The sequence below is a fragment of the Streptomyces sp. NBC_01497 genome, from assembly GCF_036250695.1.
In the GTDB taxonomy this organism is placed as follows: domain Bacteria; phylum Actinomycetota; class Actinomycetes; order Streptomycetales; family Streptomycetaceae; genus Streptomyces.
In genome coordinates, this window is sequence record NZ_CP109427.1 from 4,330,736 (window position 1) to 4,347,570 (window position 16,835).

At 71.4% G+C, this 16,835-nt stretch carries 18 protein-coding genes and 1 pseudogene; 8 read left to right on the plus strand and 11 right to left on the minus strand.

Features of this window, described 5'->3' with window-relative positions; genetic code table 11:
- Window positions 1-110: 110 nt before the first annotated feature.
- The 4 genes from OG310_RS18515 to OG310_RS18530 all read right to left on the minus strand — a co-directional run bounded on the left by OG310_RS18515 (window position 111) and on the right by OG310_RS18530 (window position 2,964).
- On the minus strand, window positions 111-896 hold the full coding sequence (locus OG310_RS18515) for a YqjF family protein (protein ID WP_329456988.1): 786 nt from the start codon (window positions 894-896) through the stop codon (window positions 111-113).
- 126 nt (window positions 897-1,022) lie between these two features.
- Complete coding sequence (locus OG310_RS18520) at window positions 1,023-1,343, minus strand: hypothetical protein (RefSeq protein WP_329456989.1); 321 nt, start codon at window positions 1,341-1,343, stop codon at window positions 1,023-1,025.
- Window positions 1,340-2,383: a helix-turn-helix domain-containing protein gene (locus tag OG310_RS18525; RefSeq protein ID WP_329456990.1), complete on the minus strand. Its 1,044-nt coding sequence runs from the start codon at window positions 2,381-2,383 to the stop codon at window positions 1,340-1,342. Before OG310_RS18525 ends, OG310_RS18520 begins: the two co-directional genes overlap by 4 nt.
- Before the next feature lie 224 nt (window positions 2,384-2,607).
- A complete protein-coding gene (locus OG310_RS18530) occupies window positions 2,608-2,964 on the minus strand; it encodes an ATP-binding protein (RefSeq protein ID WP_443078683.1) in 357 nt (118 codons plus the stop codon).
- Between OG310_RS18530 and OG310_RS18535 the strand changes: the two are divergent.
- Together OG310_RS18535 and OG310_RS18540 are read left to right on the plus strand one after the other, a co-directional pair.
- Window positions 2,938-3,168: pseudogene (locus OG310_RS18535) on the plus strand (Scr1 family TA system antitoxin-like transcriptional regulator); the annotation flags it as partial. The gene OG310_RS18530 and the pseudogene OG310_RS18535 overlap by 27 nt on opposite strands.
- The gene (locus OG310_RS18540; RefSeq protein ID WP_329456991.1) at window positions 3,165-3,374 is read left to right on the plus strand and encodes a DUF397 domain-containing protein; all 210 of its coding nucleotides are present in this window, start codon (window positions 3,165-3,167) and stop codon (window positions 3,372-3,374) included. The pseudogene OG310_RS18535 and the gene OG310_RS18540, both read left to right, overlap by 4 nt.
- Window positions 3,375-3,687: 313 nt before the next feature.
- On the opposite strand, the gene OG310_RS18545 is transcribed toward OG310_RS18540, so the two are convergent.
- From OG310_RS18545 to OG310_RS18565, 5 genes are all read right to left on the minus strand, one after another.
- Window positions 3,688-4,536, minus strand: a complete 849-nt coding sequence (locus OG310_RS18545) for a tetratricopeptide repeat protein (RefSeq protein WP_329460243.1) — start codon at window positions 4,534-4,536, stop codon at window positions 3,688-3,690.
- A 129-nt stretch (window positions 4,537-4,665) separates the two neighbouring features.
- Window positions 4,666-5,835, minus strand: a complete 1,170-nt coding sequence (locus OG310_RS18550) for an NB-ARC domain-containing protein (protein ID WP_329456992.1) — start codon at window positions 5,833-5,835, stop codon at window positions 4,666-4,668.
- Window positions 5,832-6,230, minus strand: a complete 399-nt coding sequence (locus OG310_RS18555; protein WP_329456993.1) for a hypothetical protein — start codon at window positions 6,228-6,230, stop codon at window positions 5,832-5,834. Before OG310_RS18555 ends, OG310_RS18550 begins: the two co-directional genes overlap by 4 nt.
- A 279-nt stretch (window positions 6,231-6,509) precedes the next feature.
- Window positions 6,510-7,433, minus strand: coding sequence for an alpha/beta fold hydrolase (locus tag OG310_RS18560; protein WP_329456994.1), 924 nt, complete (start codon window positions 7,431-7,433; stop codon window positions 6,510-6,512).
- A 403-nt stretch (window positions 7,434-7,836) separates the two neighbouring features.
- Window positions 7,837-8,724, minus strand: coding sequence for a L,D-transpeptidase family protein (locus OG310_RS18565; RefSeq protein WP_329456995.1), 888 nt, complete (start codon window positions 8,722-8,724; stop codon window positions 7,837-7,839).
- Window positions 8,725-9,520: 796 nt separating this feature from the next.
- Here OG310_RS18565 and OG310_RS18570 point away from each other — a divergent pair.
- Both OG310_RS18570 and OG310_RS18575 read left to right on the plus strand, forming a co-directional pair.
- Complete coding sequence (locus OG310_RS18570; protein WP_329456996.1) at window positions 9,521-10,087, plus strand: GNAT family N-acetyltransferase; 567 nt, start codon at window positions 9,521-9,523, stop codon at window positions 10,085-10,087.
- Between the two features lie 325 nt (window positions 10,088-10,412).
- Window positions 10,413-11,873, plus strand: a complete 1,461-nt coding sequence (locus tag OG310_RS18575; RefSeq protein ID WP_329456997.1) for a lysine N(6)-hydroxylase/L-ornithine N(5)-oxygenase family protein — start codon at window positions 10,413-10,415, stop codon at window positions 11,871-11,873.
- Here the strand turns inward: OG310_RS18575 and OG310_RS18580 are convergent.
- On the minus strand, window positions 11,849-12,883 hold the full coding sequence (locus OG310_RS18580) for an iron-siderophore ABC transporter substrate-binding protein (RefSeq protein ID WP_329456998.1): 1,035 nt from the start codon (window positions 12,881-12,883) through the stop codon (window positions 11,849-11,851). The two genes, OG310_RS18575 and OG310_RS18580, sit on opposite strands and share 25 nt — an antisense overlap.
- 294 nt (window positions 12,884-13,177) lie before the next feature.
- Here OG310_RS18580 and OG310_RS18585 point away from each other — a divergent pair, with 294 nt between their 5' ends.
- From OG310_RS18585 to OG310_RS18595, 3 genes are read left to right on the plus strand one after another with little or no spacing between them, the layout of a single operon-like run.
- A complete protein-coding gene (locus tag OG310_RS18585) occupies window positions 13,178-13,666 on the plus strand; it encodes a hypothetical protein (protein WP_329456999.1) in 489 nt (162 codons plus the stop codon).
- A 42-nt stretch (window positions 13,667-13,708) separates the two neighbouring features.
- Entirely contained in the window at window positions 13,709-14,302 is a 594-nt protein-coding gene (locus OG310_RS18590) for a SigE family RNA polymerase sigma factor (RefSeq protein WP_329457000.1), read from the plus strand.
- Window positions 14,299-14,619, plus strand: coding sequence for a hypothetical protein (locus OG310_RS18595; protein WP_329457001.1), 321 nt, complete (start codon window positions 14,299-14,301; stop codon window positions 14,617-14,619). The genes OG310_RS18590 and OG310_RS18595 overlap by 4 nt, the downstream gene beginning before the upstream one ends.
- Before the next feature lie 151 nt (window positions 14,620-14,770).
- Here OG310_RS18595 and OG310_RS18600 read toward each other — a convergent pair whose 3' ends face one another.
- The gene (locus tag OG310_RS18600; RefSeq protein ID WP_329457002.1) at window positions 14,771-15,646 is read right to left on the minus strand and encodes a glycosyltransferase family 2 protein; all 876 of its coding nucleotides are present in this window, start codon (window positions 15,644-15,646) and stop codon (window positions 14,771-14,773) included.
- Window positions 15,647-15,926: 280 nt separating this feature from the next.
- On the opposite strand from OG310_RS18600, the gene OG310_RS18605 reads away from it, so the two are divergent.
- On the plus strand, window positions 15,927-16,799 hold the full coding sequence (locus OG310_RS18605) for a helix-turn-helix domain-containing protein (protein WP_329457003.1): 873 nt from the start codon (window positions 15,927-15,929) through the stop codon (window positions 16,797-16,799).
- Window positions 16,800-16,835 lie beyond the last annotated feature (36 nt).

The following is a 16,835-nucleotide window of genomic DNA, read 5'->3' on the forward strand; positions in this document are numbered from 1 at the left end:
CCGGGCCCATGCCACGGGCCGGCCTCCGGCGTTCCCGTCTCCGGCTCAGCGCGTGGGAACGGGGAACCGGGCACAGGGGCCGGGACGGGGCACGGGCTCAGGGCACGGGCTCAGCGCTCCGGCCGGCCGAAGCGGACCGGGACGCCCGGCGAGTACAGCACGCTCGCGGGCGGCCCGAGCGGCGCGTCGAGGCCGGCGGCGGCGATCAGCGTCTCGCGGCATTCGAGCAGCTCGGCGCGGTGCAGCGGCCAGCGCGGGTGGGTGTTCGGCAGGTGGGCGAGCGTGCCGCCCAGGGTCGTGTGCAGCGCCCAGCGCGCCGTGAGGAAGTGCTCCAGGGCCGTGGGCTCCGCGATCGGCTCACCCGCCCTGATCCGGATCCGCGCGGCGGCACCGACCGGGCCGGGCCAGCGCCTGCCGCTCGTGTACGTGAGCACGCGGCCGCCGGGCCCCTCGCGCCGGACGCGCATGCGCGCCCAGGTGTACGGCAGCCGGAAACCGGCCCGCGCGACCAGCACCGGCACCAGCCGGGCCGCCTCCAGCGAGCGGAAGACCACGGCACGGCGGCCCCGTTCGTCCACGGAGTACAGCCGCACGTTCGTCTCGGGGAACGTCCCGAAGTACGGCACCCTCGGCAGCCCGAGGAAGCCGATCCCGTACATCCGGAACGCGATCAGCCCCACATAGGTGGTGCCCTCGAACAGGTCCGGCACGGTGCCCGCCGGGAGCAGCGGCGCGACGGCGGCGGGATCCACCGGCCAGTGCAGCATCGCCAGGTCCTGCCAGTCCTGGGTGAGCAGGGTCCGGGTCCGCAGGGGCGGCCCGTCGGGGGCGACGGGTTCGGGCGTGACTGGTTCGGCCGTGACGGGCTCGGTTGCGCGGCGCTCCGGGCTGTCCATGCGGCCAGGATCGCAGAGGAAGCACACGAAAGCGGTCGGTCGCGGCCGGGCGGGTGCGGTCTGTGGGCGCGGGTTTGTGGGTGCGCGTCGACGCAGCGGGTGGGGGGTGTGAGGCCGGGCCGGGCCTCAGTTCACCGTGGAGAGATCCCGCAGGGCCTGTCGGGCGAGGTCCGGGTCCCGGTGCTCCAGATCGCCGGTCGCGCGGAGATGACGCGACGACAGGTCCGGCCTGCGCGCGATCTCGATGTCCCTGGCCCAGATCAGCACCCAACTGCGCACCGGAGTGGGCGATTGCCATGCAACGGCCTTGGCCAAGGCTTCGTCGTGCGTCCGTCGCATGTCCGGCAGGCGGCTCGGCGCGACGACGGCAAGGGCGGTGCGCAGCGCCTCCGGGGTCTGTTCGGGCCGGGGGATCAGCTCGTGCCCGGGGGCGTCCCGGGCGCTCACGCCGTCTCCCCGGGCTCCGGTGGCCGGCAGTCGCGGCACGTGCCCGGCTCGGGTGCCCGGAAGGCGCGGTCGCAGGCGTCGCAGGTCTGGAAGGGGTGGTGGACCGGCGGCGGGGGCTCCGGCGCCCGGAACGGCGGGGGCGGCGGCAGTTGCGCCGCGAGCCGGTGGGCCAGCAGGGCGGCGGGCCGTCGGGGGCCTTCGGGCGGGAGCCCGCTCGTCAGCGCGTGGCGTACGGCATCGGGGCCCACGTCGCGTTCGAGCCAGGCGGCGACTCCGGGAGCCAGATGCGCGGTGTCGCAGGCGGAGAGCAGCAGACGGGAGTCGCGACGTCGCAGGCCGGTGAGGAGGTCGGTGGCCGCCAGGAGGAGCGCGGGCGAGGGGAAACCGGGCTCCGGTACGGCGGGCAGGGGGTGTGTCCTGCGGGGCCCGGGCCGTCGGCGGTGGGCGGGGCGCTCCTCGTCGGCGACCGGGACGGATGCCGCAGGGGCAGCGGCAGGAACCGGGGCAGCGGCAGCAGCCGGGGCCGGGGCAGGGGCTGCCTGCGGGCGAACGGCGCGGGCGGTCGTCCCGCCGTGGTGCCGCGACACGGTCACCTGCTGACGGGCCGTGGCCTGCGGACGCGCCGTCGCTGCGGGCTGGTTGCAGGAGACCGTGCGGGTGACGATCCGGCCGCCGGGCAACCGGGAGCGTTCGCGGCGGAGATAGTGGTGCGCCTCCAACTCACGCAGGGCGGCGGCGATGCGCGTCGCGCCCTCGGGGAAGCGTCCGGTGAGGGTCCTGATGTCGACGCGCGCCCCGGCGGGCAGCGACTGGATGTGCACGGCGAGACCGATGGCGAGCAGCGACAACTGGGCGTGCTGGGCGAGATGGTTGCCGATCACCGTGAAGCGGCTGGTGTGCCGGGAGTTGTCGTGCGTGACGCCGGAGGGACGGTCGGCGGGCGGCCGAACGCGGGGGCGCGGATTCGCCCGCGCGAGGGGTCCGTCGGCGTCATCGGCTGACTGGGCGTGCGGGTGCACGCTAGGGTTTTGGGTATCCATCGGGAAGCGTTCTTCTTCCTCGGTGGTCAGGCCCTCGATCGGGATTGCGAGTCCCGGCCGAGGGCCGACGTATGTCTGCGATTGTTTCGCTTGTCGCGCTGAGCGTAGAGCAGCAGGGGGATGGGAAAGCCAGCTGAGCCAGGGATGTTCACCCGCCCGGGTGACGGTGGCCGGCGACTCCCTCGACGGGCGGAGGGGTGGGCTTGGCGGGGGTTCTTTCCCTCTCATGTTCCTTGGAGGAAGGCGCCCGTGGCACCGGAACGTGGAACCACGTGTCCCGGTGGCACGACACGCAGTTCGGCCCAGACGATCTTGCCCGAACAGTGATCGTCTGCGACGCCCCAGCGGTCCGCGAGAGCGTCCACGAGCAGCAGCCCACGTCCCGACTCGGCGTCCGAGCCGGGCCGGCCGAGTTCGGGCAGGCGCTCACCGCGCGTGTCCGCGACCTCGATACGAAGAAGCCCGCCGGTCACCCGGAGCGTGAGACGGAAGTCCCGTCCAGGGACGCGGCCATGGGTGACGGCGTTGGCCGCCAACTCGGCGACGAGATGCCGTGCGGGCCCATGGACCGCGAGGAACATGCCGGAGCGGACGGCGGGATCGAGGTGTTGAAGTTCGAGAACGGCACGGCCGTAGGGCGTTCTCCCGGAGCCGATTACGGACGCCCGGTGTCCGAGCCGAGGCATCTTCGTATCCTCGAACTGCGGTACGGCATCATCCGGGCCCAAGCTCTCACGCCGAGGGAGTCGATGGCCTTCATCGAGCGACTGCTTGGAGAGACATGACCCCCAACGCGGCTGGGGCAGGCGTCATAGCCCCCCTCTGGTTCAAGAGCAGTTACAGCAGCGGGCCCGAGACAGACTCTTGTGTGGAGGTTGCGGCTGGCCCCAGCGCGATCCACGTCCGCGACTCCAAGGACGTCGGGGGGCCGCGCCTGGCGCTCACGGTCGGTGCCTGGGCGCACTTCGTGAGGTACGCGTCGGAGGGCTGACTGCTTCTGGGGAAACGATGCACGCTGCCCAGGCGTACGGCGAACGCGGGCGGCCCTCACCATTCCCTGGCGTGTTCCCCCCGCGCCGGCCAAGTAGCACACAGATGTCCTGCGGGTTCGTGTGAGGAATCCGGACGGCGGTTGCCTCAGCAGTGAGCCGCGGCCACCTCCTTGATGTCGAGCAGGACGAGATCGGCGCGCGGTAATGCGGTTCCCCGCGGGTCCGACGCATTTCTACGATTTCTAGGCCTGTTGTGCTGAGAGGGAGGCGGTGCTCGGTAGAGGACTTCTGTGAGTCTTCGTCGATTCGAACTCACTGATGCGAGCTTCGATACCTCTCCAAGCGTTCCTTAGCCAAAATGGTATGGGGGTGAACCGGACCTAGCACGTCGATCCGCCCGTTGACCACCAGTTCCGTCTGCTCGATGGCCTCCCCCAACTGTCCCAGCTCAGCCAGCACGTTACCGAGAGTCGTCCTCGCATTCAGGGTGAGCGGATGGCCGGGACCGTAGCACTGCCGAAAATTGTCGACAGAACTGCGAGCGTGCGGAAGGGCCTCATGAGGGCGCCCCGCACGGGAAAGGCTGGAAGCGTAGTCCAGCTCGACCTGAATGGTTGTAGTGTGATCCGCTCCAAGCTCGCGGCGGCAGTCTTCCATCAACACAGGACCGCCCGCGATAATGTCATCCCTCTCCGCGGGCGCTGCTGCTTCGGCCATGCTCAGAAGATGTTTTCGGGCAATAAGAGTCAATGGATGCATGTGCCCGAAAATCCCTGTGCGCCCCTCCACTGCACGCCGAAGCAGCGGGAGGGCTTCCTGCATTCGACCAATATTGGACAACGGGCCGGCGAGAAGTAGGCAGTTTTCCAGCGTTTCCGGCGCGTCGAGGCCCAATTCTCGTTCGCACTGCTCCATCAGTTCTCTGTGCATGGCCGCTGATTCTTCGAATCGCCCGAGCCTGAGAAGCGCCCTTGCCGCACGACTGCGAATCCTGTACACGAGTGGGGCGTTCGGTCCCAATTGTCGTTCCGTCAATTCCGCGGCCTCGCCGGCAAGGGCAAGGGCGGACGTGTAATCACCGGACCTGTGAATGGAGAGAACGACTCGAAGAGAGCAATCAGCTGCGGCCTCTGCCGTGTCCCGTCCGATCGACCAATCCATTGTGCGCTTCAACAGCGCGGTCACATGTGGCGCAAGCAGACTCACATGAGGTCTCTGGTTTCCCCGCTCGGACGCTGCTGGTAGGTAGGCCCCCAGTAGGCGGGTGGCTGCCGAAGCAATTTCTTGGCGTTATTCGGCGGGAGTGGATTGAGCCACGCTGTCGAGGAGGACACCGTGGGTGCGCAGGCTGCGGACCGTACCGGGTACCAGCTCTGTGAGGGATTGATCAAGGAGCCCACGCAAAGCTGACTCGACGCGTTGAGCAGAGATCATGGCGCCTAGATCAAGGCCGGACAGCAGTGAGAGCGGCAAGGGATCGCCGGCCCAGCAGGCCAGCAGACGTAGGAGGCTTCCCGCTTCGGGCAATCCGCGCGCGTCAAGGGCCTCAAGTGAGAGCTGCCACGTACGACTGATCAAGTGGCGGGAGTCTCTTCCACCGACCAGTACGGAACCCTGGTCGATGAGCGAGACATGATCGACCCCGGCCACTCCGTCGAGTTTCTGGCGGTAATCAACCAGCGTCCATGGGTCGATCACTTGGTGAGACAGGAATCCACCAGCGAGTGTGAGAGCCAGGGGAAGCCGTCCGAGGCGGTCGGCCACCTCGGCAGCGTCCTCGACCGTCCCCGCGTGGGGGGCCAAATCACGCAGCACCATTGCGGCGTCATCGCGTGGCAGTACTCCCACGTGGAGCAGATCGGCGCCTGGCCACCAGTGCGGGGCCGCTTGCCTGCTGGTGACGATCACAGTGCCTGCCGGGCTGGTTCGCAGCCATCCGCCGTCACGGAGGATGGCTGGATCGTCAGCGTTGTCCATGACCAACAGCCAGGGCTGGTCGGAACTCTCCAAGTATTTCCAAACGAGATCGGCCGCTGGACGTAAGCCTCCTCGCGCTCCGCTCAGTTCGCTGTCGGTGGCGCCTCTATCCGCTGCGACTGCGAGCATGCCGGCTCGTAGCGAGGTCGGATCGGAGGCGTTGACCCACAAACCCAAGCGGCCCATCTCATCGGTGGCGTGCTGGAACACGGTGCAGGCAACGGCGGTTTTGCCGCATCCGCCGAGGCCGTGAAGCACGTATACGTGGTCACCGACCCCGGGTGCAACGGCAGCACGCAGGCGCTCCATCGTTTCTGTGCGGTCACGCAGCACAAGCGGCAGACGACTGACCGCGGGCCGACGTACGGAAGCCGGTCCTGACCAGTCCTGACCGTGGTGGTGATGTTCAACGATGTGCTGGTCACCCGATGCCTGGTAGACGCGGCCGTGTCCCTGCGCCTGAGCATCGTTGCGGCCGTTCACTGTTGCCCGTAGTTCAGATCGCGGCCAGCCTGATAGACCCTGGCATGCCCCGATACGGATGCGTGTTGGGTCACCGAGGGGAGTGTCGGTCCTGCCTGGCCCAATTCGGCCAGAACCGCACGGAGACCCTCGGCAGCTTCGGGGTGCGCGCCCAGCAGTCTTCGAACGCGTCCCTGCCACTCGGCTTCCAACTCAGCCGGTGTCTCTCGGTCACCGCTGGTCTGCGCGGCGAGCAGATCGTCACGGGTGGAGCCGAGTTCGGCTGCGACGGCATCGACGCGCTCCGGCTGATGCCTGCGCCACATAATGGTGAAGGCGTCCTTGACTCGCTGCCACCCCTCCGTCGTCAGCAAAGTAACCAGCGTGGACCCCGCGGCACCTGCCAGCGCGGTCATTTCTGAATCCATCAAGGCCTCCCCCGCCCAACCCGTACTCGGTTTCAGACTAACGAGCCGGTCAAAGTTTCTGCTTCACAATGCCGTCGAATATGAGCCAGTTGTGCGCTGCGTTCACGGTTGACATCCACCCCGGTCCATCACCTGCCCACGGTAAGACGTGTGCGCCGCCGGTAACACGGGCGCGCTTCTGGTGCCCTGGGGCCAACGCGATATCCGGCTCGCCGACTGCGACCACGTGTTGCGGCCGGACAAGCGCAGGACACCGGCCGGGCCGTCTCAGCCGCGCGTCGCGGCCATCTTCTCGATCTCGCCGAGGACGAGGCCGGGGCGGTCGATCGGGATGTCGTGCGAGCTGCCGGCGGCGGTGACGAGCGTGCGGTGGGGCCCGGCGTGGGCGAACTCCGTGGCGGCGTCGCGCCAGAGCTGGGCGTCCTGGGGTGAGCCGTCGAACGGGGTCTTCTCCGACACCATGACGGTGGCGGGGACGCTGTCGGGCCACGTCACGTGGTGGTACGCCTTGTGCATGGGGACGTAGCTCTCGGCGGTGGCGATGAGCTGACGGTTCGCCTGCGTGGAGGGGTCGGCCTCGGCCGCGGCGAGCGCCGGCTGGGTCGCGGCGACGATGCGGGCGATCTCGCTGTCGGTGTACAGCTCCGGCAGGCTGGCGTCGATGAGCACGGCGCCGGAGACCATCGTGGGGTGGGAGCGGGCGAAGTAGGTCGCGATCTCGCCCGCCTCGGAGTGGGAGGCCAGGATCACGTCCCGGTTGAGGCCCAGTTGGTGCAGGCCGGCCGCGAGGTCGTCGGTGGCGGCGTGCACGTTCCAGGGGCCGGGGACCGGGTCACTGTCGCCCATCCCGGCCCGGTCGTAGGTGATGATCTCGGAACCGGTCGCCGCGGAGAGCTTCGGCACCAGGTCCTTCCAGTAGGAGGAGTCATTGCCGCCGCCCGCGTCCAGGACGATGGCGGGCAGGTGGCCCGAGGTGACGTGGAAGGCCAGACGGTGACCGTGGTTCTTGATCATGTGGAGCGTCGACGAACCGGCCTGGTGGCCGGACGCCGGGACGGCCGACGCCGTCCTGGGAGCCGACGCGGACGACGGAGTCGCGGCGGCCGAGGGTGATGCGACAGCCTCACCGCAGACCGTGAGGGCTCCGGCGGTGACCGCCAGCAGCAGCATCGCCGTGGACGCGCGGCGCATAGGTCGACGAGGCAGGAAGTTCTTCAAGGGGATCAGTCCTCCGGGAACCGTTGGCGCGGCTTCACTGAACACCCACCATCCTGGGCGTGGCCGATCCCTTGATCGATCCGGCTGCCTGGAGGATCCGGGGTGTACCTACCGCCACCACGTCGGCCGGGCTGCCTCGGCATCAAGCAGATGTTCGACCGCGTCGGCCCGACGGACCGATCCGAGGAACGGCGCGTGGGAGTCCGGCCCGTCGTACACGGTCCGGCGGGCGGCCGGGAGACGCGCGCGGGAGAAGGCGTGCCGGAGTTCGGCTCGGTTCCGGGAGACAGCGCGTGGGAGTTCGGCCCGGTTCCGGGGAACGGCGCGTGGGAGTTCGGCCTGGTTCCGGGGAACGGCGCGCCGGAGTTCGGCCCGGTCAGGTGGCCAGCGACGCCGCGTCGCCCATCACGACCACGGGGTGGCTCGCCGGGTCCAGCAGCCGCAGCAGCTGCCTGATGTGGTCCTTCGAGATCGAGACGCAGCCCTGCGTCGGCCCGCCGTGGTCGACGTGGATCCAGATGCCGCCGCCGCGCGCGGAGCCCAGCGGCTTGTCCTGGTCGAGCGGGCTCGTGCCGGGGTCGCGGTTGTAGTTGATGGCCACGACGTAGTCGAAGGCGCCCGCGAGCGGTTCGCCGTCGAAGCCCTGCCCGTACGCGGTGAAGTGGAAGCTGTGGTCGTAGGGCATCTTCGTGCCGGGGTTGGCGAACTTGCCGCCCGCGTCCGTCAGGGAGAACACCCCGACCGGTGAGCGCCGGTCGTCGACCATGTGGTGCGTCGTCCAGCCGTGCAGGGCGTTGTGCGCGGGCCAGACGTCGGCGGCGGGGCGCCACGGCGAACCGCCGTCGGTCCGCTCGTAGAGGCGGAAGGTCGCGGTGTTCGTGTCGTGGTTCGCGCCGGTCACCACGACGGCCTGGCGCGTGGCCGAGGAAATCTTCGCGGTCATCCGGGGGCCGACGCCGGGGAGGGTGGGCGAGGCCTGGTCCGGGATCCGGGCGCTGAGCGCCGAACGGGTCTCGGAGCGGTTCGCCTTGCCGTCGTCCCCGGAGCCCTGTCCGCCTTGGCCGCCCTGGCCGCTCTGGGTGGTGTCCCCCGCGCCGTCCTGCTGGCCGGTGGTCCGGTCGCCCGTTCCCTCGTGGTGCTCACCCGCCGTGGTCGCCGTTCCGCATCCGGCGAGCAGCAGCCCGCCGACGAGCAGGGCGGCGGCCGGCCGGTGTCCGCCTCGCAGTGCGCGGAGGAGGCCGGGGCGGACGGACGGGAGAGACATGGATGAGCCCTTCGCGGTACTGAGGCCGCCCCCGGTTCCGCACGGATCGCGTACGGGCCCTGTGGCGGCGCCTGTTGTTGCGGTGGCGGCACGGCACCCGGCGGATCCGGTGTCCCCTCGGCACCCGATCGGTCGTATGACGCTCCGGTTTGAGCCTGCGGCGCGCATCCCCCGTACAAGACGGTGCCCGCCATGAGGCGTCGCACCGCCCCACAGGATAACCGCCCGCACACGCCGGGTGATGAGTGGCCGCAAATCGTCACCGTACGTCAATTCGAAGATCACTTCGGGCGGGCAGACGGTACGAATACGTGGTGAACGTGGCAGATGCTGCGGCAACTCCCGGGGTGTGACGATGCGCACAGGGTGGCCCACCGTGGGGGAAGGGGCCCGGGAACGGTGTCCGCACTGCCGCGTTCGCGGGCCCGGGCCGTGGCGACGCGCCGTGGCAAGGGGGGTGGCACGGACAGACGTACGGAGGGGTTCGCGGTCACGGTGCCCGTGACGGTGACGGCGTCCGTGACGGTGCCCGTGACGGCGACGGCGCACGTGACGGTGACGGTGTCCGTGACGGCGCACGTGACGATGACGGTGTCCGTGACGGCGCACGTGACGATGACGGCGTCCGGGACGGTGACGGCGGCTGAGGCGGTCGCGGCGGCCACGGCCCCCGCCCGCCGGTGGCGACAAAGATCCCCCAAGATCTCCGGAGCTGTTTCCGTCCCCCCACCTGCCCTGCGACGATGGACGCAGATGTTCACGGTCCGCACGGGCCCAGGTGGGAGGACAACCTCACGTGGCAGAAGTCTTCTTGCGTCACCTGAGCAGGTGGCAGGCGGAGCAGCAGCAGGAGGCACTCGCCGACGAGTTCGTCGAGACGTACCACCGGGCGCACGGCGCGGAGTACGACGACCGGCAGGCGTTCCTGAGGGCGTTCAACCGCGCCTTCAGCCGGGACGGGTTCGACATGGTGGTGGCCGGTTCGGGCGGCAGGACGGCGGGTCACGCCTACGGCTACCTGATCGACAGGTCGGGTGACTGGTGGCGCGGGCTCGGCACGGACGAGCCGTGGGACGTCGAGGAACTGACGGTCTCCAGGCGGGTGTTCGCGCTGGCGGAGCTGACCGTACGGCCGCCGTACCGGCGCATGGGCGTGGCCGGGCGGCTGCTCGAAGCGGTTCTCGCCCGTACGGACGCGGCGCTCGCCGTCACCCGTGTCGACCCGGGGAACGCGGGGGCTCTCGCCTCGCTCACCGCCTGGGGGTGGGTGCGGCTGGGCACCGTCGGCGTGGACGACCCGCATGTCCCGTCCGTCGGTATCGGTCCGGCCACCGAGATCTGGGGCCGGGCCCTGCGGGCCTGAGGGAGCGCGCGAGGGGAGAGCGGCGGGGAGGGTCGGCGGGGGAGCGCGCACGGGGAAGAGCGGTGGCGAGGGCGCGCGGTGTCGGCGGCCCGCGCCTCCCCCGGGCCGCCGCCCCCGTTCGCCCCCGCCGCGCCCCGTCCCGCTCCGCTTCCGCCGGGTCGGCCGGTGCCGATTGACAACAACGCTTCGTACACTGCGGGTTGATTACGGCACGGCCGGCAGCGAAGCCGGTGTCGCGGAATGACGGCCACCGCCGTACGGGGAACGCGACCTTGCACGTGCGCGTGTACGTCGTTCTCGCACCCCTCCCACGGAGGAGATCCGTATGGCGGAACAGCTCGTCCATGACCTCGTCGGGGTCGGCATAGGGCCCTTCAACCTGTCCCTCGCCGCGCTCGCCGACGCGACCCCCGGCCTCAGCACCCTCTTCCTCGACGCGAAGCCCGCGTTCGTGTGGCACCCCGGCCTGCTGCTGGACGGCACGGTCCTCCAAGTGCCCTTCCTGGCCGACCTGGTGACCCTCGCGGACCCGACCAGTCGCTGGTCGTACCTCAACTACCTGCGCGAACACGACCGGATGTTCCCGTTCTTCTTCTCGGAGCGTTTCCACATCCCCCGCCGCGAGTACGACCACTACTGCCGGTGGGTCGCGGAGTCCCTGCCCTCGTGCCGCTTCGGCGCGCACGTCACGGACATCACCCTGGACGAGGACGCGGCGGCCTTCGCCGTCACCTACCGGGCCGTCGACGGCGCGGCGCTCACGCGTGTCCTGGCGCGCCAGGTCGTGCTGGGGGTGGGTACGGAACCGGTCGTACCGCAGCCGTTACGCCCGTACGTCCGCACGGCGGCGCACACCGGGCGCGTCCTGCACAGCGCGGACTACGGTACGCACCGCGACCGGCTCGCGGGCGTGCGCGACGTGACCGTCGTCGGTGGCGGGCAGTCCGGTGCGGAGATCGTCCTCGACCTGCTGCGGCAGTACAGGGAACCCGGCCGCACCGGTGGGACGCAGGGCGGCCGGGGCGCCGACAGCCCTGGGCCGTACGTGCGGTGGGTGGCCCGTACCCCGGCCTTCGCGCCCATGGAGTACTCCAAGATCGGGCTGGAACACTTCACGCCCGACTACATCCGCTACTTCCGGGCCCTGCCCGAACACCGCCGCGACGAGCTCGTCGAGCGGCAGTGGCAGCTGTACAAGGGCGTCAGCGAGGAGACGCTCGCGGACATCCACGACCTGCTGTACGAGCGGACGATAGGCGGCGCGCCCCCGCCCGCCGCGCTGCATCCGGGCGTCACGGTCGCGGGCATCGGGACCGCCGCCGACGGCTCGTACGAACTGGCCTGCCGCCACCCGGAGCAGGGCAGCACCTTCACGCTGCGCACGGACGCGGTCGTGTGCGCGACCGGGTACGCGGCGGTGCGGCCGCCGTTCCTCGACGGCATGGCCAAGCTGATCGACTGGGACGAGCGGGGCCGCTACCGGGTGGACGGTTCGTACCGGGTGGCGCTCCAAGGGGGCGTCCCCGGCGCGCTGTACGTGCAGAACGCGGAACTGCACACGCACGGCGTCGGCGCGCCCGACCTGACGCTCGGCGCCTGGCGGGCGGCGACGATCCTCAACGCGGTCGCGGGCAGGACCCTCGTGCGGGTGCCGCAGCGGGCGGCGTGGACGACGTTCGGCGCGCCGGCCCAGGACCGCGCGCCGGCTCAGGCACCGGCGCCGGCTCAGGATCCCGCGCCGGTTCAGGGCCCGGCGTCGGTTCAGGACCCCGCGCCGCCGGTGTAGTCGGCCTGGATCTGGCGCAGGATCCGCCCGGCGCCGGTGTAGCCGATGCCGAGCATCCAGAGGTCGTCGTCCACCGCGTACACCCGCTGGTGGCGTACGGCGGTGAGTCCGTGCCACAGGGGACCGCCGACGACGGCGGTCTCCTTGGCCTTCTCCGGGTTCCCGTACGTCGAGTGGAAGAGGACGTCCGCGTCGGCCTTGTCGATCTGTTCGGGGCCGACGTCCAGGGAGAAGCCGTTCCTGTCCTGGTCGGCGGGGCGGCCGAGGCCGAGGTCGTGGAAGATCGAGCCGACGAACGTGTCGTTGAGGTACAGGCGGATGTCCGCACCCTCGACGAACCGGACGAACCCGACCGTCGTCGCCTTGGCCTTCCCGGCCCCGCCCAGTGCGGTGACCACCTGCTTCACCTGCGTCGTGTACGCCTTCTCGACCTCGGCGGCGCGCCCGGTGCGGTCCAGGGCGCGCGCGTGGAGGGTGAAGTTCTGCCGCCAGGCCGGTCCTGTGGTGCCGGTGAAGACGGTCGGGGCGATCGCGGACAGTTCCTTGTAGCTCTTCTCGTCCCTGGCCTTGCTCCCGAGGATGAGGTCGGGCTTGAGGGAGGCGATGGTCTCCAGGTCGGGCGAGCCGATGATCCCGACGGGCTTGATCCCGGCGACGGCGGACTTCGCCAGGTACGTGGACAGGGGCGCGCCCGCCGCGACGGTGGTGGCGCCGACCGGTTTCACGCCGAGGGTGACGGCGGAGTCGAGGGCGTCGGTGTCGAGCACGACGACGCGGTCGGGGTGCGGCCCGACCTGCACGTCGCCCATGACGGTGTGGAGGGCGTGGCCGCCGCTCGTACCGCGGCCGCCCGTCGCTCCGGCTTCCTGGCCGTCCCCGCCGCCCCTGCCTCCGTCCCCGCCGCCGCAGGCGGCGAGCCCCAGGCCGAGCGCGGCGACGGCGGCCGTCGCCCGAAGAGCCGTGCCGAGACGTGTGGCCGCGCGCGACGCGGAGCCCGACCGGAACACCATGAGAGCGTCTCCCCTGGGAGCGGTGGTCAAAGTTAGGCGAACCTAACTTATGGCGTCCCGGGCCACAAGTTCCTTTCCGGGCACGTCCGTTCGGTTTCGGTCCGGACCAGTGGAGCGTGGGGGTGCCGGACGGAGCGGACGCCCGCGCGGACCGCGTTCTTGATGCCGTCCGTGCGGCGTGCGGAAAAGTTTCCCGTGCACACCCGCAACCCGGGAGGGACCCGGACGTCTGTCGTGGTGGGAGGCGCCTTCCACCGTCAGAGCACCGCACGACCGACCGATTCGAGGAACCGCATGTCAGCTCAGCACCCCACCGACGATCGCCGGGCCCCACGGGGACGGTTGCGCGTCGTGGCGGGCGTGTCCGCCGCCGCGGCGGCGCTGGCCCTCGGCGGGACGGCGCTGGCCTTCGCCGCCGGCCCGTCCCCGGCGCCCGCCCCCGCCCGCGGCCACGCGGCCACCGCCGAGGCGGCCCCCGCCCCGGCGAAGGCGGCACCGGCGAAGGCCGCGCCGGCCCCGGCGAGGGCGGTCCCGTCGCCCGTTCCGTCCCCGGTGCGCGGTGGCGGCGCCGCGCCCGTCCCCGTCCCGTCGGCCCCGGCCCCCGCCAAGGCCGTCCCGGCGCCGGTCGGCGCGGTCCCGGGCCCCGCCCCGGCTCCGGCCCGTGGCCGGCACGCGGCACCCGCGCCCGCCACGGCCGTTCCCGCGCCCGTGAAGGCTGTCCCTTCGCCCGTGAGCGGGCGGCACGCCGCTCCGGCGCCGGTCCCGGCTCGCGCCGGGGGCTGAGTGTCCTCGTCCGCGATATACCGGCCGCGCCCCGGACGCCCCGTGTGGGGCGTCCGGGGCCGGCTGCTGCGCAGCCTGTCCGGCAGGCGGGAGGAGCCCGGAGCGCGGGAGTGGGAAGCGCCGTCCGTCGCGGGCGGCGCCGCGCGCCAGGACCCGGGCATCGACGCGCTCTACCACCACCGCAGGATGGAACTGGTCCGCCTGGCGCTGCTGCTGGTCGACGACCTGCCGACGGCGGAGGACGTGGTGCAGGACGCGTTCGCCGCGCTCTACCGGCGCCACGGCGACCGGCTCGCCGGGGTCGACGACCCCGAGGCGTACGTCAGGCGCTGCGTCGTCAACGGCGCGCGGTCGGTGCTGCGCCGCCGCAGGACCGTACGGGCGTACGTGCCCGAGCGCCCCGGCCTCGCGCCGCCGCCCGAGGAGGACGTCCTGCTGCGCGAGGAGCACCGCGAGGTGCTCGGCGCGCTGCGCAGGCTCACCCGCCGTCAGCGCGAGGTGCTGGTGCTGCGTTACTGGTCGAACCTCAGCGAGGCGCAGATCGCCGACACCCTGGGCCTGTCGCGGGGCGGGGTCAAGTCCACGGCGAGCCGTGCGCTGGACGCCCTGGCGCGACATCTGGAGGTGCCGAGGTGACCGGCACGGAAGAACGACTGCGCGCGGCGCTCGCGGCGAAAGCGGCCACGGTGACCCGCGCCGACCTGCGCCACCCGCTCCCGCCGTCCGCCGGCCGTGTCACGCACCGGCTGCGCACGGCCTCGCTGCTCGCCCTGGCGGCGGCCCTGATCGGCGCGGCCCTGTTGCTCCCTGGCGCGCTGCGGCACCAGGCGGACCAGCCGCCGGCGATCCGCCCGCAGCCCACCGCGTCGCCGTCCTCTTCACCGCCTCCGGCGCCGGCCCCGGTCCCGGTGCCGGCGCGCGGTTCCGCCCGCGGGCCCGTTCCGGCCGGATGATCCGGCCGGGCCGCGTGATCCGGCCGGGCGTCGCGGACCGCCGGGCGGCCGCGTGGGTCCGCGACGCCTCCCCGGGCAGGTGGGCGGTGGCGCGCGAAGGGCCCGGCCCGCCGCAGGCAGGCCGGGCCCGGGGGTCGTGGCCCCGCCGTCTTCAGATGACCGGCGGGCGGCCCAGCGCCGTCATGCGGCGTACGGTGCGCCACCGCATCGGCTGCCGGACGCCGCAGGCCGTGCGGACGCCCTCGCCGAACCCGGCGAACCAGGCCCGCAGGCCCGTCACCGAGCGGGTGCGGGCGACGGTCAGCAGGATCCAGGTGCCGAGGTAGAGGGGGACGAGCGGCGCGGGGAGGTTGCGCCGCGCCAGCCAGACGCGGTTGCGCGCGGTCATCCGGTAGTACACGGCGTGCCGGGCGGGGGAGGTGCGCGGGTGCTGGAGCACCAGCTCCGGCTCGTAGCGGATCTTCCAGCCGGCGTCGAGCGCGCGCCAGGCCAGGTCCGTCTCCTCGTGGGTGAAGAAGAACTCGTCGGGCCAGCCGCCGATCTCCTCCAGCATCGGCATGGACAGCGAGTGGCCGCCGCCGAGGAACGTGGTGACCTCGCCGCCGCGCATCGGGTCGTCGACCCGCAGGCGCGGCACGTGCCGGCGCTGGGTGAGACCGTTCTCGTCCGCGATGCGGAAGCTGACGATGCCGAGTCGCGGGTGGGCCTCGTACAGGTCCGCGACCCGGGAGATCACGTCCGCCTCGATCAGGAGGCCGTCGTCGTCCAGGTCGACCAGGACATCCACGTCACCGGCCTTGCGCAGTTCCTCGATCGCCACGTTGCGGCCGCCCGAGACGCCCAGGTTCTCCGGGACCTCGATGCCGATGACCCCGTCGGGCAGTTCGGGCAGTGGCGCGCCGTTGCCCACGACGACGATCCGCTGTGCGGGTTCGCGCTGCCCGGCCACGGAGTCCAGCAGGGCACGCAGCTCGGCGGGCCGGGTCCCCATGGTCAGGACGGCCACCCCCACACGTGGTCGCGTCACGCCGCATCACTCCGCATTCTGTTGCTGGGCACAAGGCCTGTCCGGGCCGAGTTTATCGGGGTCCCGCCATCGGCAGGTCACTGGAAGGTATCTTGCGCGACGCCGCAGGTTCACTTTTCCGGGTACGGAACGATCATCTTCCGCCATGCCGGGACCCTCGACAGACACTGGAGGGACGGCAGAACGAAAGCAACCGGAACAATGTGTACCGTGCAGCGTCTCAATCGATCTAGCTGTGCCAGACTGCCCGAGTCGCCGAGGGCCAGGAGGGGGTGGGGGTATGAGTGAGCCGCGTTCCGCGCCGACGATCGGACAGCTCGTCCTCAGCAAGCAGCTGCGTGCCCTGCGCGAGGGGGCCGGTGTCACCCGCGAGGAAGCCGCGAAACTCCTGCACGTGACGGTCGCGACGATCCGCCGGATGGAGTCCGCCGAGGTCGCGCTGAAGATCCCGTACCTCCAGATCCTGCTGCCCGCCTACGGTCTCCCGCCCGAGGACGTCGCCTCGTACACGGAGCTCACCGAGGAAGCCAACAAGCCCGGCTGGTGGCAGCGCTTCCACGACGTCCTGCCCGGCTGGTTCGGCGGGTACGTGAGCCTGGAGGAGTCCGCCAAGACCATCCGCGAGTACGAGCCGCACTTCGTGCCCGGCGTCCTGCAGACCGAGGCGTACACCCGGGAGATCCTCATCTCCACCGCTGTCGGCCAGCCCGATCCCGAGCGCGTCGAACGCCAGGTCGCGCTGCGGATGCGCCGCCAGTCCTTCCTGACCCGCTCCGAGGCGCCGCCGAACTTCTGGGCCGTGATCGACGAGACGGTCCTGCGCCGGCCCGTCGGCGGCGACGAACTCATGGGCGAGCAGGTCGAGCGGCTGCTGGAGATGACCGAGCTGCCCAACGTGACGCTGCAGATAGCGGCGCTCGCGGCCGGCCACCACCCCGGCACGTACAGCCCCTTCGTGCTGTTCCGGTTCGACGTCCCCGAGATCCCGGACATGGTCTACATCGAGTACCTGACCGGCGCGCTCTACCTGGACGAGGAGAACGAGGTCTCCGAGCACATGGAGGCCATGGACCGCATGGTCGCCATCGCCGAGTCCGCGACCAGGACCCGGCAGCTGCTCTCCGACTTCCGCAAGGACCTGCTGCGCGGCTGAGCGCCGCCCGCGGTCCACGGCGCCCCCGTCCGGCCC

What these genes read in the sequence shown, in the direction of transcription:
- OG310_RS18515 (WP_329456988.1), bottom strand. Translation starts at nt 896, where the DNA reads ATGGACAGCCCGGAGCGCCGCGCAACCGAGCCCGTCACGGCCGAACCA.
- OG310_RS18525 (WP_329456990.1), bottom strand. Translation starts at nt 2,383, where the DNA reads ATGGATACCCAAAACCCTAGCGTGCACCCGCACGCCCAGTCAGCCGAT.
- OG310_RS18530 (WP_443078683.1), bottom strand. Translation starts at nt 2,964, where the DNA reads ATGTTCCTCGCGGTCCATGGGCCCGCACGGCATCTCGTCGCCGAGTTG.
- OG310_RS18540 (WP_329456991.1), top strand. Translation starts at nt 3,165, where the DNA reads ATGACCCCCAACGCGGCTGGGGCAGGCGTCATAGCCCCCCTCTGGTTC.
- OG310_RS18545 (WP_329460243.1), bottom strand. Translation starts at nt 4,536, where the DNA reads ATGGATTGGTCGATCGGACGGGACACGGCAGAGGCCGCAGCTGATTGC.
- OG310_RS18555 (WP_329456993.1), bottom strand. Translation starts at nt 6,230, where the DNA reads ATGACCGCGCTGGCAGGTGCCGCGGGGTCCACGCTGGTTACTTTGCTG.
- OG310_RS18560 (WP_329456994.1), bottom strand. Translation starts at nt 7,433, where the DNA reads ATGCGCCGCGCGTCCACGGCGATGCTGCTGCTGGCGGTCACCGCCGGA.
- OG310_RS18565 (WP_329456995.1), bottom strand. Translation starts at nt 8,724, where the DNA reads ATGTCTCTCCCGTCCGTCCGCCCCGGCCTCCTCCGCGCACTGCGAGGC.
- OG310_RS18575 (WP_329456997.1), top strand. Translation starts at nt 10,413, where the DNA reads ATGGCGGAACAGCTCGTCCATGACCTCGTCGGGGTCGGCATAGGGCCC.
- OG310_RS18580 (WP_329456998.1), bottom strand. Translation starts at nt 12,883, where the DNA reads ATGGTGTTCCGGTCGGGCTCCGCGTCGCGCGCGGCCACACGTCTCGGC.
- OG310_RS18585 (WP_329456999.1), top strand. Translation starts at nt 13,178, where the DNA reads ATGTCAGCTCAGCACCCCACCGACGATCGCCGGGCCCCACGGGGACGG.
- OG310_RS18605 (WP_329457003.1), top strand. Translation starts at nt 15,927, where the DNA reads ATGAGTGAGCCGCGTTCCGCGCCGACGATCGGACAGCTCGTCCTCAGC.